Source organism: Bradyrhizobium elkanii USDA 76, assembly GCF_023278185.1.
GTDB lineage: Bacteria > Pseudomonadota > Alphaproteobacteria > Rhizobiales > Xanthobacteraceae > Bradyrhizobium > Bradyrhizobium elkanii.
The window spans coordinates 5,846,558-5,858,488 of sequence record NZ_CP066356.1; the positions used below are offsets into that span (position 1 = coordinate 5,846,558).

The 11,931-nt window shown below is 60.9% G+C and carries 12 protein-coding genes and 3 pseudogenes; 10 read left to right on the top strand and 5 right to left on the bottom strand.

All coding sequences use genetic code 11. The annotated features are described in order from the left end of the window. Positions 1-248: 248 nt before the first annotated feature. From JEY66_RS28470 to JEY66_RS28495, 6 genes are all read left to right on the top strand, one after another. The gene (locus JEY66_RS28470; protein ID WP_018270931.1) at positions 249-515 is read left to right on the top strand and encodes a hypothetical protein; all 267 of its coding nucleotides are present in this window, start codon (positions 249-251) and stop codon (positions 513-515) included. A 236-nt stretch (positions 516-751) separates the two neighbouring features. Next, on the top strand, positions 752-1,882 hold the full coding sequence (locus JEY66_RS28475) for a hypothetical protein (RefSeq protein WP_018270930.1): 1,131 nt from the start codon (positions 752-754) through the stop codon (positions 1,880-1,882). 469 nt (positions 1,883-2,351) lie between these two features. Beyond that, positions 2,352-2,870, top strand: coding sequence for a hypothetical protein (locus tag JEY66_RS28480; RefSeq protein WP_018270929.1), 519 nt, complete (start codon positions 2,352-2,354; stop codon positions 2,868-2,870). A gap of 14 nt (positions 2,871-2,884) precedes the next feature. Continuing rightward, positions 2,885-3,388, top strand: coding sequence for a DUF5681 domain-containing protein (locus tag JEY66_RS28485; protein ID WP_129964969.1), 504 nt, complete (start codon positions 2,885-2,887; stop codon positions 3,386-3,388). A gap of 23 nt (positions 3,389-3,411) precedes the next feature. Continuing rightward, positions 3,412-3,861, top strand: a complete 450-nt coding sequence (locus tag JEY66_RS28490; RefSeq protein ID WP_129964968.1) for a hypothetical protein — start codon at positions 3,412-3,414, stop codon at positions 3,859-3,861. Between the two features lie 75 nt (positions 3,862-3,936). After that, positions 3,937-5,235, top strand: coding sequence for a site-specific DNA-methyltransferase (locus tag JEY66_RS28495; RefSeq protein WP_018270926.1), 1,299 nt, complete (start codon positions 3,937-3,939; stop codon positions 5,233-5,235). A gap of 64 nt (positions 5,236-5,299) precedes the next feature. On the opposite strand, the gene JEY66_RS28500 is transcribed toward JEY66_RS28495, so the two are convergent. Continuing rightward, a complete protein-coding gene (locus tag JEY66_RS28500) occupies positions 5,300-6,346 on the bottom strand; it encodes a restriction endonuclease (protein WP_129964967.1) in 1,047 nt (348 codons plus the stop codon). Positions 6,347-6,518: 172 nt separating this feature from the next. Between JEY66_RS28500 and JEY66_RS28505 the strand changes: the two genes are divergently transcribed. Next, entirely contained in the window at positions 6,519-6,770 is a 252-nt protein-coding gene (locus JEY66_RS28505) for a helix-turn-helix domain-containing protein (protein WP_018270924.1), read from the top strand. 185 nt (positions 6,771-6,955) lie between these two features. Here the strand turns inward: JEY66_RS28505 and JEY66_RS28510 are convergent, their stop codons facing one another. From JEY66_RS28510 to JEY66_RS28520, 3 genes and pseudogenes are all read right to left on the bottom strand, one after another. After that, a complete protein-coding gene (locus JEY66_RS28510) occupies positions 6,956-7,339 on the bottom strand; it encodes a hypothetical protein (RefSeq protein ID WP_018270923.1) in 384 nt (127 codons plus the stop codon). 730 nt (positions 7,340-8,069) lie between these two features. Further along, the gene (locus JEY66_RS28515; protein ID WP_244620876.1) at positions 8,070-8,369 is read right to left on the bottom strand and encodes a hypothetical protein; all 300 of its coding nucleotides are present in this window, start codon (positions 8,367-8,369) and stop codon (positions 8,070-8,072) included. A gap of 443 nt (positions 8,370-8,812) precedes the next feature. Further along, positions 8,813-9,184 (bottom strand): annotated as a pseudogene (locus tag JEY66_RS28520) (YqaJ viral recombinase family protein); the annotation flags it as partial. Positions 9,185-9,578: 394 nt separating this feature from the next. On the opposite strand from JEY66_RS28520, the pseudogene JEY66_RS28525 reads away from it, so the two are divergent. Continuing rightward, positions 9,579-10,136: pseudogene (locus tag JEY66_RS28525) on the top strand (DUF968 domain-containing protein); the annotation flags it as partial. Then, positions 10,133-10,687 carry a hypothetical protein gene (locus JEY66_RS28530; RefSeq protein ID WP_018270919.1) on the top strand — a complete coding sequence of 185 codons (555 nt, stop codon included), beginning with the start codon at positions 10,133-10,135 and terminating at the stop codon, positions 10,685-10,687. The pseudogene JEY66_RS28525 and the gene JEY66_RS28530, both read left to right, overlap by 4 nt. A 274-nt stretch (positions 10,688-10,961) precedes the next feature. Here JEY66_RS28530 and JEY66_RS28535 read toward each other — a convergent pair whose 3' ends face one another. Then, on the bottom strand, positions 10,962-11,249 hold the full coding sequence (locus JEY66_RS28535; protein ID WP_018270918.1) for a DUF5658 family protein: 288 nt from the start codon (positions 11,247-11,249) through the stop codon (positions 10,962-10,964). A 365-nt stretch (positions 11,250-11,614) separates the two neighbouring features. On the opposite strand from JEY66_RS28535, the pseudogene JEY66_RS28540 reads away from it, so the two are divergent. Next, a pseudogene (locus JEY66_RS28540) lies at positions 11,615-11,929 on the top strand (sigma factor-like helix-turn-helix DNA-binding protein); the annotation flags it as partial. Positions 11,930-11,931: the final 2 nt, after the last annotated feature.

The following is an 11,931-nucleotide window of genomic DNA, read 5'->3' on the forward strand; positions in this document are numbered from 1 at the left end:
GCGAGGGAGTCGGCCGGCTCTTCCTTCAGCCGGCCTCGCCCCATCGCCACCGATCTCGGCCTGCGGGAGATCGAAGCGGGAGTTGCTGCGAGGCATCAAACGCGAGGCACGTCGGCGGATCGATCGAGATGCATGACGGCGGCTTCTGCGATGGACGACCGCACGCAGCTTGCGCGTATTGCCGCACCGGCTCACGCATCAGCCGGCTGACTTTGCCGCGCGGGGCTTTTTCGGCTAGATATTTTGCAATGACCGACCAATCTCATCAGGTGGACTTCCAAGCTGCGGCCCACCTCTACAAATGGCCTTCGCTCAACAACGCGAGGCGAGAGGATCGCGCGCCCTATATGGTCGTCAACGGAACGCTCGACCAATGCATTCGGGATTTCATGGGAAAACCCGAGAAGACGCGACATCTCTACGAGATCCGGACCAAGTCGCAGCCTCCCCTCGTCCCCGACGTGTTGTCACCCGAGCATGTGATCGAGCTCTCCAGGCTTCGCGAGTTTCTCTGAGGCGCGCACGAACGCGATCCCGACGCGTCTCGTTTGCGGAGCGACTTATCCATCTGTCGTAGGTCTGGTGCCGGATTGTTTGCCCCTTGGGGAGCCGGTACACTTGCTCGACTCCCTGACTGACCGACGTCCGTGCCGGCATGATTGATCCGCTTCGACCCCGCTGAGGCTTGCACGTCGCCTGACGGGAGAGGAACGGCCGCACGGCCGGTTGATCGGGCATCGCGAGGCGCCGCATGAGGTTCAATCTGGCGATCCTGAGTGTGCTGGCCGCAAGGCCCGGGCAGCGGATCGCGATCGACGAGGTCAGCCGCGAGGTCAAGCGCATGATCGCGGCCGGCGATGAAGCCACGCAGTCGAAGCGGCCGTCCGAGCTTGGCGACGCCGACGTCTTCCAATCGGGATGGGCATCGATCAACGATGCGGGCCTGCAGATCACCGATTCGGGACTCTCGCTGTGGCGCTCGCTTGAAGCCGCCCGCATCGAGCAAAGACTCGATCAACAGGAAACGGAACGATTGGACACTGTTGCAGCCGACACGCGCCATCCAGGTGCGGACACCGCGATCGACCATCCCGACGGCGTTGATCTCGAGCTCCCCGGCATGACGCGCGAGGACCGCGACGACCGCCAGCCATCCGGCGAGGGCCGTTCGACCACTGCTCCCGACATCCCCTCGGGGGACTCTCCGATCATCCCTGCGCCTGCATTCGGCTCGTTTCAAAGGGCGAACCGCATGGTGGGTTCGCGGCTGTCCGGTCTGGTCGGCTTGCTCGGCACGATCAAGCCGAAATTCGCCGGCGCGCGGCGACGGCGATCCGCAGAGGATGTCGGGGATCGTCGTGCCGATCGTCGAGGCGGATTGACGGGGCTCGCGGTGGCGTGCCTCAGCCTGATCTCGGTCGTCGCTTGCGTTGCCGCCGCGATCGCACTTGGTCAGCTCTCTTCGCTGAAGTCGGACATTGCCGCGTTGCGACGGGAACTCGCCCCGCTGAGGGAACGCCTCGCCAGACTCGAACAGGTCGAAGTCGCAAAACGCGAGGCCGCCCAGCAGGAAGATGCGCAGAACAAGGCCGAGGCGGACAAGAAGCTGACTGACGGCGCAGGCGAACAGGCCGCGCTCAGCCTCTCGCGTGAAGAGATTCAGTTGATAAGGGAGTACATCAAGGCAGCGCCTTCTGCCGGCGCAGCTGTCGCGCCGATCAATGTCGGCGATCCCATCACCGGTGGAATGATTCCGCTGCCTTCACCGCTCACGGAGAAGCTGCCGCGCCTTGTCGGTGCGAGGTTTGCGACCCGCAACGGTGCCATCATCATCAGCACGCGCAACAGCCGCCGCATCGATGCCGTGCTATTGCCGAACTAGCTCCTTACGGGAATTAACAGGGTAAATACGGAAAATGTGCCCCATTGACGCGCAATGGCTTGCGCCAAGCTCCTGAAAGCTTGAGATTTTTTCGCGCAACTCCCGACCAATTCCCGACAAACGGGTTACGGGAATTCGGCCTTCGTCACACGGGAAATTTAGTCCGCGCGCGGCAATGCTCTGGCGCCCTAGGACTCTTCGCACAAGGCTGCCCTCAGCTGGATCCCCTCCCAGGGCTCCGCAGCTTTGCATGTTAACCTCATTGCTAAATCTGTTTGACGATCAAAAATCCGAGCCTATATGTGTTTTTGAGCCGGCCGGCGATTAGAGTCGGCTCTGCTGAGCCTCCAGAAACCACATCGGCGATGATCACAATCGGACGCGGTTAACCGCGCTTCGGCGCGCATTGACTTTTGGGCTGTGCCCCGAGGGCTGCTCGCGTCCGCGGTGCGAAAGATGGAGCGGCGCAATGAGCAAAGACGGCGATGAGGCGCCCTGCGAGCCGCGCAGCGAGGCCTACGAGGTTGGTTACGGCAAACCGCCCAAGGCGACCCGCTTTGGAGCACGCGCGCAGCCGAACCGGCGTGCAAGCAAACAGCGCTCGCCTGATATTGCGGCGCTGCTGGAGCGGTCGATCGAGGCTCGCATCGATGGCAAAATCACCAAACTGCATCCGCACCAGGCGATGCTGCACGGGCTGTTCAAGCGTGTGGTCGCGGGCAAAATCCCCGCGATCAAGCTGTTTCTGCGGGAATGCAAGCGCGCCAAATTGCTCGATCCACCGCCTGACATCGTAAGCCGTTCCGTCATCGAGGTACCGCATGGCACGCCGATGCCGCTCGCCGTGCGGCTTGTCAAACACGTCGGTCCCCCGCCCTGGGCTGCCGATGTCTACCAGCAATTCAAAAGTGAATATGAGCGCGATATCGCGCATATCGAACAACTCAAAGAACAGGCCGAGGCGGCCCGTCGGAGCGTTATGGACTAGGGAGCTCGGGCATCATGGCCAAGGGATTTACAGAAGGATCTAGCTATAAGCGCGGGCTGCCGCCGGTTGCTACACAATTCCGTAAAGGGACCTCCGGCAACCCGAAGGGTCGGCCTAAGGGAGCGGTCAGTATCGAGCGGCTAACCCGCAAATTTGCGCTCAAAACCCAACCGGTCGCGATCTCAGGCAAGACGCAATCGATGAGCCGGCTTGAGATCGCGATCCTCAAGCTCAAGGCGGTCGCAGCAACCGGACACCCCGCGGCCGCCGTCCTAATCGATCAATTGCGCGGCCTTACCGCCACGGAACAGCCTGAAAATAAAGGTCCCGTACTCTTGTCGCCGGAAGCCCTAACAGAGGACGAGTGGATAAAGCGGGAGGAGGAAGCCAATAGGCACAAGATCGAGCCGGGTACCGAAATCAATGTGGAGGCCGACGAATTTCTCAAGGCCGTTCGCGGCGAACCGTCGCCTTTAGGCGAGGCGTTGCTGGCTTTTCATGAGAAGTATTCGATCTAACCGATCTGCCGCTTGGTGATCCGATGGACGATGTATCCAAACCCACGCTCTACGATCTGTTCGAGGCTACCAGCCTGCAAAACTGCAAGCGGCGGCTCGATGCGGGCGAAATCCCCAGTCCAGAGCAGCTCGCCGATATCCTGTCGGCCAACGCACATCAACCTTTGCCCGCCTGGTTTTTGGATCTGGTCGCAAAGAGCCTCCGGGGCGACTTGAAACAAAGGGCCGGTCGACCAAAAGAGCGCCAAATCCAGCAAATTCGATTTGCCGCGGCCACTGCGGACTATCGGGCTTACCTCGGCTGGTTGACCAAACGCGACCGAAGCTTGGGCCTTCGGGGCTGGTCGATCCTGCGCCGCCAAGATTGGTGGTCGGGGCCGCCGCATGAACGGGCTGCAAAAATCGTCATCAGAACGTGGCGCCTGCCCATCGGTTGGCGTTCGTTTCTCAACCGGGTCTCTTCAGACAAATAATCCGCGCATTATCCTGAATGATGCCGCCGTCCTGAATCTGTAGGTCTCTCCTGCGAACCACAACGGGAGACCAATATGTTAGATAATCCACGCTGGACCAGAAAACTCGACCTCACCTACCAAAGCATCTGCGATCTTAACCCGCGTAAGAACAATCCCCGCACCCATTCAAAGCAGCAGATCGCCCAAATTGCAAAGGCGATCCAACGATTCGGATTCACCAACCCGGTTCTGGTCGATGACGACAATGGTGTGATCGCAGGGCACGGCCGCCTTGAGGCTGCAAAGACCATCGGCCTTGCCGAGGTACCGACCGTCCGCCTCTCGCAGATGAGCGAGAGCGAGATCCGCGCCTATGTTATTGCCGACAACAAGCTTGCCGAGAATGCCGGCTGGGATCGGAAACTGCTGGGCATCGAGCTGCAGTACCTCTCAGATCTTGAGATCGATCTGGACGTTACGATCACCGGCTTTGAGCTCCCGGAAATCGACATCCTGATCGGCGAGACAACGGCCGCCCGGGAAGAGCCTGCGGACCCGCCGATTCCCCCGCCCGAGGGGCCGGCGATCAGCCGGCCCGGCGATATCTGGTGCATCGGAGCGCACCGCCTGATCTGCGGCGATGCGAGGAAAGCTGAAACCTATCAAGCGCTGCTCGGCGATGCGCGGGCCCAAATGGTGTTCTCCGATCCGCCCTATAATGTCCCGATCGCGGGCCATGTCGGCGGGCTTGGCCAAATCCAGCATCGCGAGTTCGCGATGGCCTCTGGCGAGATGTCGGACGATGAGTTCACCTGCTTTCTGTCCGAGGTCTTCGGCCATTTGGCGGCCTATTCCGATGACGGCGCCATCCATTTCCAATGCATCGATTGGCGCCATATCGGGCATATGATCAGCGCCGGCCGCGCGGTCTATACCGAGACCAAAAACATCTGCGTCTGGGCCAAGAACAACGCCGGCATGGGCTCGCTCTACCGTTCGCAGCATGAGCTCGTCTTTGTCTTCAAGGTCGGAACCGCACCGCACCTCAACAATGTCGGCCTTGGCAAATATGGCCGCAACCGCAGCAACGTCTGGAGCTACGCCGGCGCAAGCGGCTTTGGCGATGGCCGCGAGGACCTTGCGCTGCACCCGACTGTCAAGCCCATTGCCTTGGTCGCGGACGCCATCCGTGACTGCTCCCACCACAAAGGCATCGTTCTTGATCCTTTTGTCGGCTCCGGAACCACGCTGATCGCCGCGGAGCGAACCGGACGGATCGGCTATGGCATCGAGCTTGACCCGCAATATTGCGACGTCGTTGTGCGCCGCATGCAAAGCGCCTGCGGCCTCAACGCCGTTCTGCAAGCAACGGGCGAGCCATTCGAAGACTAGACGGCATTTTCGACAAGCGGCGCGGTTCGGATGTTGCACCGTCGTGCGGCCAACTATTCGGTTGCTACATCAGGCGATCGGACAGCCAACGCACCAGGCCTGCGTCGATCGCCGCGCTCGCTATTTGGTCGGCCGACCAAAGACGGACCTTCGTTGCGGCGGGCCCGCCGATCGGACGAGGCGCGCTGTGATAGATAAAGAAGAAGAAATCGCAGCTCGCCTCGCGTTCGAACCGGTCAAGATAGCCCTCGAATTCGGCCTGCGAGGTTCGTGATTTGATCTGCACCCAAGCGGTTTCGCCGCTGATCGGTTGCCGCAAGATCAAATCGACGTCGGCCTGGTTGCCTCCGAGCGGGCTTGTTCGTTGCCAACCGCCGCGGGAGAAGATCAAATCGATCAGCGTCTCGAAATCCCGCCAGTCAAGCCGGCGCACCATGGCGGCGACGGTTGTGGTCATTTCCGCTAGCAGGAGATCACCCTTGACGCGCAGCGGTTCGTCTTCGCCGCGGATCCGTCGCAGCAAGTAATCCTGGTGGCGGACCGCGCAGATCGTCATCTGATAGTTCGCGGTGCTGGTCAACGCTGAGCTTAAGCTACGCGAGGTCAACGGCTCCCCGCTCAAGGTGGTGCACCGCCAGCCGCCGCGGGTGCGGCGAAACCGAGCCGGCGCCGCGGCATCATCTTCACCGCCCGCAACCACGTCCCCGTCCGCGAACGTCCACCAAAGATGTCCGTCCGCTATCGTCACCCATAGGGTATCTTCACCCAACGAATAAAACGCCTGAAGCTCGCGCAGGCCCTGCCCCACGCCGGCCTTCTTGCGCCCCATCGCAATGAGCTCTTCGCGCACCCTGTCCCAATTGCCCTGCGCGCAAGCCGTGTGCGCTACGGCGCGATATCCGAACGGCAGAATACCCTCGACGATGGCCGCTCGCGCCCATTTCCCGCCCTCACCCAGCTTGATGTAGCGCACCGCGCCTACTTTGAAGGAAGCTAATTGATCGGCGCCGCCCGCATATCGGCTTGTGCGCGCAGCTGTTACGGCGCGCTTTCCATTCTGCCCGCTCCGCTCCTCGCTACGGCCTCTTGCACCGCTGCTCTGTGTCGCCATCTCGCTCAATCCTAACAGCGGTCATCGCGGACCGGTGTGTTCGCTCGTTCCGTCCCTCAAGTCGAGCGACGGCGCGAACCCTAGCGAGTTACAGTTAACAATATCCTCTTTTGGGATAATCCGAATCCGGGATCAAATTGCTTGTCGCCCCGAATCTTCATCCCCGGCGACGATGCAAAAATCCCTTCAGTCTGCCGAATACCAACGCCTCATTGCGCTCCTCATCGCGGCGCGCCACAAGGCCGGCATCCGCCAGCACGGGCTCGCCAAAAAACTTGGCAAGCCGCAATCCTTTGTTGCCAAATATGAGGGTGGCGAACGGCGGCTCGATGTCGTCGAGTTCATCACCATCGCCGAAGCCCTTGGCGCTAACCCCGCCAAGCTGTTCAAGCAATTTTTGCGTGGCAAGAGCCGCTCGGCATAAGGCATGCCCCACCGCCGACCTCGCGCAGCAAATCGGCGTCGACCCGGCGAATTGCCAACCCACCGCAAAGCCATCCGCGTGCTACGGCGCCATTTACCGACGCGCGGGCAGGCTCCGGCGAGTTACGCCGTCACCGGGGACACGCCAGGCACAGGCACGATCATCCGATACCGGCGGAAAAAAGATCAGTGCAGGCCGCTGTCCGAGAGCGAACGTCGATCTTCGTCGGCCGCTTCATCGTCCCGTTGGTGTTCGGCCATGGCCTCAGCCTTTTCGACGATTCTAAGTCGGGCGGCGCGGTCGCGGATCGAGCGAAAGGCCATCAGCAGCCTGAACGCCTCCAGCGCATCGGCAGCCTCGCTCTGTTTCGTCAAGATCACCCCCTCATCTCTGATCGCCGGGACAAACCTCCTCCAATAGATGTAGTTGAATTGGCCTTCCCATGAGTGGACCGGCGCGTTGCACTCAGCGCAATTGAAGCTGCGCGGCGATTTCGAGAGATTTCTCGGCTTTTGCACCGCACGATAAAGAGCACCGCAATTGGTGCAGCTGAAAACAATCTGGGTCATCTAAAATCGGCTTCGTGTTGCAAAGTTGGTCTCGCGCTCCGACCAACCGACAATGGGCTCACCGATCGGAGCCGGTCATGGTTGGGCACTGCGATCCGATGGATTACGTTGCGGCGAAGCGTATCTCTATCCCGATGGCTGTCAATCCGGACCACGATCGGCGGATATCCAGCAGCCGAGCAAAATTCTTCTCCTCTTGACAGGATTTGCCTGTGACCCAAATGGGCCAAGACGCGCCGGCATGGAGGCCCTACGATGCCCTTTCCTGGCCGTTCGCGATTCTATCAAAGGCGCTTTGCGTGTTGTGAGCTGGATTGCTGCAAACCGCACTACACGAATCGTAACGGTCGCCTCAATTGGCTTGTGAGCGTTATTGCATTTACTTGCTCTCAACGCGTCATCGATTGCGAATTGGATTTGGGTTTGACTTGTCCGTGGCCTTCAACCAGCACCATCGGCAGTTTTTAGAGTATCTTCGGCACGGGGCATGGATGCGTTCTTCCGACCTACCCGATCGGCAAAAACTGAAACTGACCTTGCTTCACAATCAATGGATCGAGGTTCAAGGCACCGGTGGCGAAGTCCGTTACCGGATTACGCCAAAGGGACTCGCTGAGATGAGCAAACCTAGAAGGCTTCGCTAACGGGTAAACAAAAAGGATGCTGCTCCCATTCGCGTTCGAGCCGACCAGAAAAGTCTTTCGAATTCGGCCTGCGAGGTCAGACGGTCTCAGGCTCGCAGCAATGTCCGCAACAAAGACGCCGCGTCCTGGAGCCGCCCGGCGTCATAGATCAGCTGCTCGATGTCCATGGAGACGCGCACGCCCTCGCTGACGCTGCCGGTCTCTGCGCAGGCGGCCGCGGCCCTGGCAATCTGCTCGGCCTCCTTGCGCTTGGCATGAACGTTCTTAAGGCAGGCCGTAATGGCCGGCTCAATCCATTGTGCGACCATCGCACGCGCTCCTCTCTGCTCTTCGCATTTGCAGGAACGCTCCGTTTGCGCCGCAAGTCCAGTCGGTTCTGCGGCCATGCTTACCGCCCGTTGAGCAGGATACGCGAGGGGCTCCCGATCCTTGGGGGCACGGCACCGTACGCCACGGCGCCAGCAACGTGCGCCTTCGGAGGATTCGCCAACGGGCAGTATTCCGATTGGCTTTCTTTTGTTGCCAAATCGGGGGCGCTAGCCGCTGCGCCGCATCGCCCGCGTCTGCCGCGCAAAGGCCGCGCGCTCATAGCGCTCCAGCCCCCGCAACTGTTTTCGCAATTTTGCGTCAGGAGCCTTTAGAAAGGCAGCGAGTAATTCGTGACGGACTGCGCGCAAGCGAGCAAGCTCGAACTTAGGGCGTACGACGTCGGTTGGTTCAATGGAGGGCGCCTCGCGCGCCATCCAGTCCAGAAGCCCCCGTGTCAGCGCCTCGCACTCCGCATCGTCATCGCCCTTCCCCCGAGAGGATGACCGGATCTTCCGGTACGCCTCGCCATGTGCTTGTCGGCGGCACCCTCCTCGGTGAAGGCCCAGGGCAGCATGAACTTGGCTTCGAACACCGCGCCGGTCTGCTCGACGATGCCGTCGAGCGTTGCTGCCATCCATGAATGGACGGGGTGACGTACGCGCCTCTGGATGTCTTTGACGGTCTGGCCGCTGTTGCGCTGGTACCAGCTCCGATTGAGCTCTTCGGTAGCGGTGCCGAGCTGGACGATCAAATTGCCGGACAAGTCCTCAGGCTCGCTTTCGCCGCGCTTTTCCCGCCACAGGCGGATGAGATCAGCCTCGTCATTTCCCATGATGATGCGGGCATCCGAGCCGCCGATGAAATGACGGCGGTCGGAACGGCTGAACTTGATGAGTTGGAAATGGTACTCACCGGTCTCTCCTGGTGTGAACAGCGCGGCGATGGTTGCCGCACTGCCCAAACCCCGCGGGATGCGAGGCGAGAAACCGGGGCCGTTTTTGTGCTCGGCCGACTCAGTAACGCTCCAATGGCACGGGAATGCCAGTCCTTTCTGCAGCAACAATCTTGCTCTTTTGCGCGCCAAAGCTTGATGCGGACAGTGGATCGGAGCGAGGTGGTCGACGTGACCGGCGAGGGCCGGACGAGGGGGATGGGCCATGGCGTCAGATCGACAAATCGAAGCCAATCGGCGAAATGCCAAGCGCAGCACGGGCCCGAAGACAGGCCAGGGGAAGCTTCGATCAAGCCGGAACGCACTCCGTCACGGTCTATCGCGGCCAGCTCCCCTCGTCGAGGGCGACGCCCGGCGTGTGGAGGCGGCCTACCAGATGCGCCTCGAAAGCGCGCCCCCCGCGGCCAGCGAGCTAGAGCGCGCCCCCTCCGCATCGGTGTCGCCGGCCCCTCCCCCCCAGCTTTGGCCGCATGCCGCGGTGGACGCCGAGGCCGGCCAACCGCAAGCTCTCCCCGACGCTCCCGACGCTGGGCTCGCCTTCCCCAAGGAGAGCCCCCGCAAGCGCAGCAAGGCGCATCTGCTGTTCGTCCGGGGACAGCCCTGTCTCGTCTGCAAACGCACCCCGACCGACGCCCACCACCTCAAGTTCGCCCAGCCGCGGACGCTCGGCCGCAAGGTCAGCGACGAGTTCACCGTGCCGCTCTGTCGCGCGCACCACCAGGATCTGCACCGGAATGGCAACGAAAAGGCCTGGTGGGCCAATCTGCAGATCGCCCCGCTCCCATTCGCCAAGGAGCTTTGGCAAGCCAGCTCCGCCCAACAAACCCACTCGGCGCCGGCCTCCAATGGCGCGCGCCTCGCCAGAGTCGACCGGGAGGGCGCCACGTCATGAACGGGCCCGTCCCCGCCGCCCGTCAGTTGGCGGTCGCCGCACTGCCGCTCGAGCTTGAAGCTTTAATACCTGCGCCACTACTCCTACCCGGCGAGAGTCTCGAAGCGTATCATGCGCTGCAGCAGGCCGTCTTCGCCGACATCGCGCCGCGATCGGCCCTCGAATGGCTGCTCACCATTGATATCGCGGAGCTCTCATGGGAGATCCGTCGTTACCGACTGCTACGCCACGCGCTGCTAGAGGATCACCGCCAGCAGGCGATCGAGGCCGCGCTGCGCCGCATCGACCTCGTGGGCATTGCGCCCGAGTTCAAAGAGGATGCCAGCCGCCACACTCGCCAAAACGCGCTGAGCTGGCGGTCGGATCATAGTGCCGCATCCGAGATCGAGGCCCGCCTGGCCTCGTACGGATATGACCAACACGCGCTGAATTGGGAAGTCTTCGCCCAAGCTCGCGACATCTTCTTGATGTTCGAAGGGTTGCTGATAGGGGCACAGAAGCGGCGCACATACCTGCTCAAGGAAATCGACAGCCGCAGGAACGCCAGATAGGAAGTTACCTAAGCTGTTTACGCATCAGCGCGGCCGAGATAGTGGCGAAGGAAGAAACGGCGGGCTGTGGAATAATCACGGTGGCGACGATCCGGCCACCCCAAAACAGCCGGCAATGAAATCTCCTCCCGGCTTTCTGACGAGGAAGCATTCCCATTCATCGCGACGGAAACTGCAACCGTGGCGGAGGTAACTGAAGACTTTGGTGGGACGGCATTCGCCTATGCGCCGTTCGGCTTTGTCGCGAGGGACTTAGTTGAATCTTGGTGAGGCTTCAATTCACGCTTGCGATGAGAAGGACGTTATTAACTACAGGTGTTGAGCAAAACGCCGCGACAAGAGCGACGTTGAAAACGTTCTTGCTGCGCCAAAGGAGCGCCATGATGACAAACGTGAAGCCCAGCTTGGGGATCAACCACCAGTCTCCCAACAAAGTCTGAGCTGTCTCCATGAACGGATTGGCCTCGCGAAACCCCAGCTCGAGGACCTTGTTAGTTGTCGCCAGGTCGGCACACCCAAGAAGCAGAACGAAGAGGATCAAAAATACCTTGATCGAATTCATTTCTCGACCTCTTGTACCGCCGGGATTGTGAAAGGCTCAATGACTAAAGCCGATTCATTAATTGTTGGTTTAAGCCTAGGTTCAAAGGGAAATGGAGCAGCTAGCGGCTGCAGTGCTGCCTGAGGCCGATTGCCGATCTTCGGCGAGCGGGGGATGATCATCGGCTATTTCTCGCGCTTCAGATCCATGCGCTCGATGCGTGCGTGTTTCGGCAATTTCCGGACAGCAATTTCGCTAATTCGCGGACAGCGATTTCAGTAATTCCGGGACAGGGATTCCGCTAAATCGCGGACAGTTGCGGGAGGTTGGTTTTCGGGAGCGCCGTTCAGGCAATGTTCTCTCTCAAGCTGAGTTTGAGAGGGGCAATGCCGAGACGGAAGCAAGCGAAACGAACCACAGTGAAGGACCTACGATCGATCCTGAGGCTGACGTACGAGCAGGACCTGTCGGTTCGGGAGATCTCGGAACGGCTGCAGATCAGCAAGAGTTCGGTTGCCACCTACCTGCTGCGAGCGCGTGAGGCGGGTTTGAGCTGGCCGCTGCCGCCGATTTACGAGAGCGAGGCGGCCTTGCAGCGAGCCTTGTTCCGGCGGGTCGGGCGCCCCCCGCAGGACTTGAGCGAGCCTGAGTGGCCACGGGTGGCGCAGGAGCTCAAGCGCAAGGGCGTGACGCTGACTATAGC

Coding starts and splice junctions, on each gene's coding strand:
- JEY66_RS28470 (WP_018270931.1), top strand. CDS start 249: ATGACCGACCAATCTCATCAGGTGGACTTCCAAGCTGCGGCCCACCTC.
- JEY66_RS28475 (WP_018270930.1), top strand. CDS start 752: ATGAGGTTCAATCTGGCGATCCTGAGTGTGCTGGCCGCAAGGCCCGGG.
- JEY66_RS28480 (WP_018270929.1), top strand. CDS start 2,352: ATGAGCAAAGACGGCGATGAGGCGCCCTGCGAGCCGCGCAGCGAGGCC.
- JEY66_RS28485 (WP_129964969.1), top strand. CDS start 2,885: ATGGCCAAGGGATTTACAGAAGGATCTAGCTATAAGCGCGGGCTGCCG.
- JEY66_RS28490 (WP_129964968.1), top strand. CDS start 3,412: ATGGACGATGTATCCAAACCCACGCTCTACGATCTGTTCGAGGCTACC.
- JEY66_RS28495 (WP_018270926.1), top strand. CDS start 3,937: ATGTTAGATAATCCACGCTGGACCAGAAAACTCGACCTCACCTACCAA.
- JEY66_RS28500 (WP_129964967.1), bottom strand. CDS start 6,346: ATGGCGACACAGAGCAGCGGTGCAAGAGGCCGTAGCGAGGAGCGGAGC.
- JEY66_RS28505 (WP_018270924.1), top strand. CDS start 6,519: ATGCAAAAATCCCTTCAGTCTGCCGAATACCAACGCCTCATTGCGCTC.
- JEY66_RS28510 (WP_018270923.1), bottom strand. CDS start 7,339: ATGACCCAGATTGTTTTCAGCTGCACCAATTGCGGTGCTCTTTATCGT.
- JEY66_RS28515 (WP_244620876.1), bottom strand. CDS start 8,369: ATGGCCGCAGAACCGACTGGACTTGCGGCGCAAACGGAGCGTTCCTGC.
- JEY66_RS28530 (WP_018270919.1), top strand. CDS start 10,133: ATGAACGGGCCCGTCCCCGCCGCCCGTCAGTTGGCGGTCGCCGCACTG.
- JEY66_RS28535 (WP_018270918.1), bottom strand. CDS start 11,249: ATGAATTCGATCAAGGTATTTTTGATCCTCTTCGTTCTGCTTCTTGGG.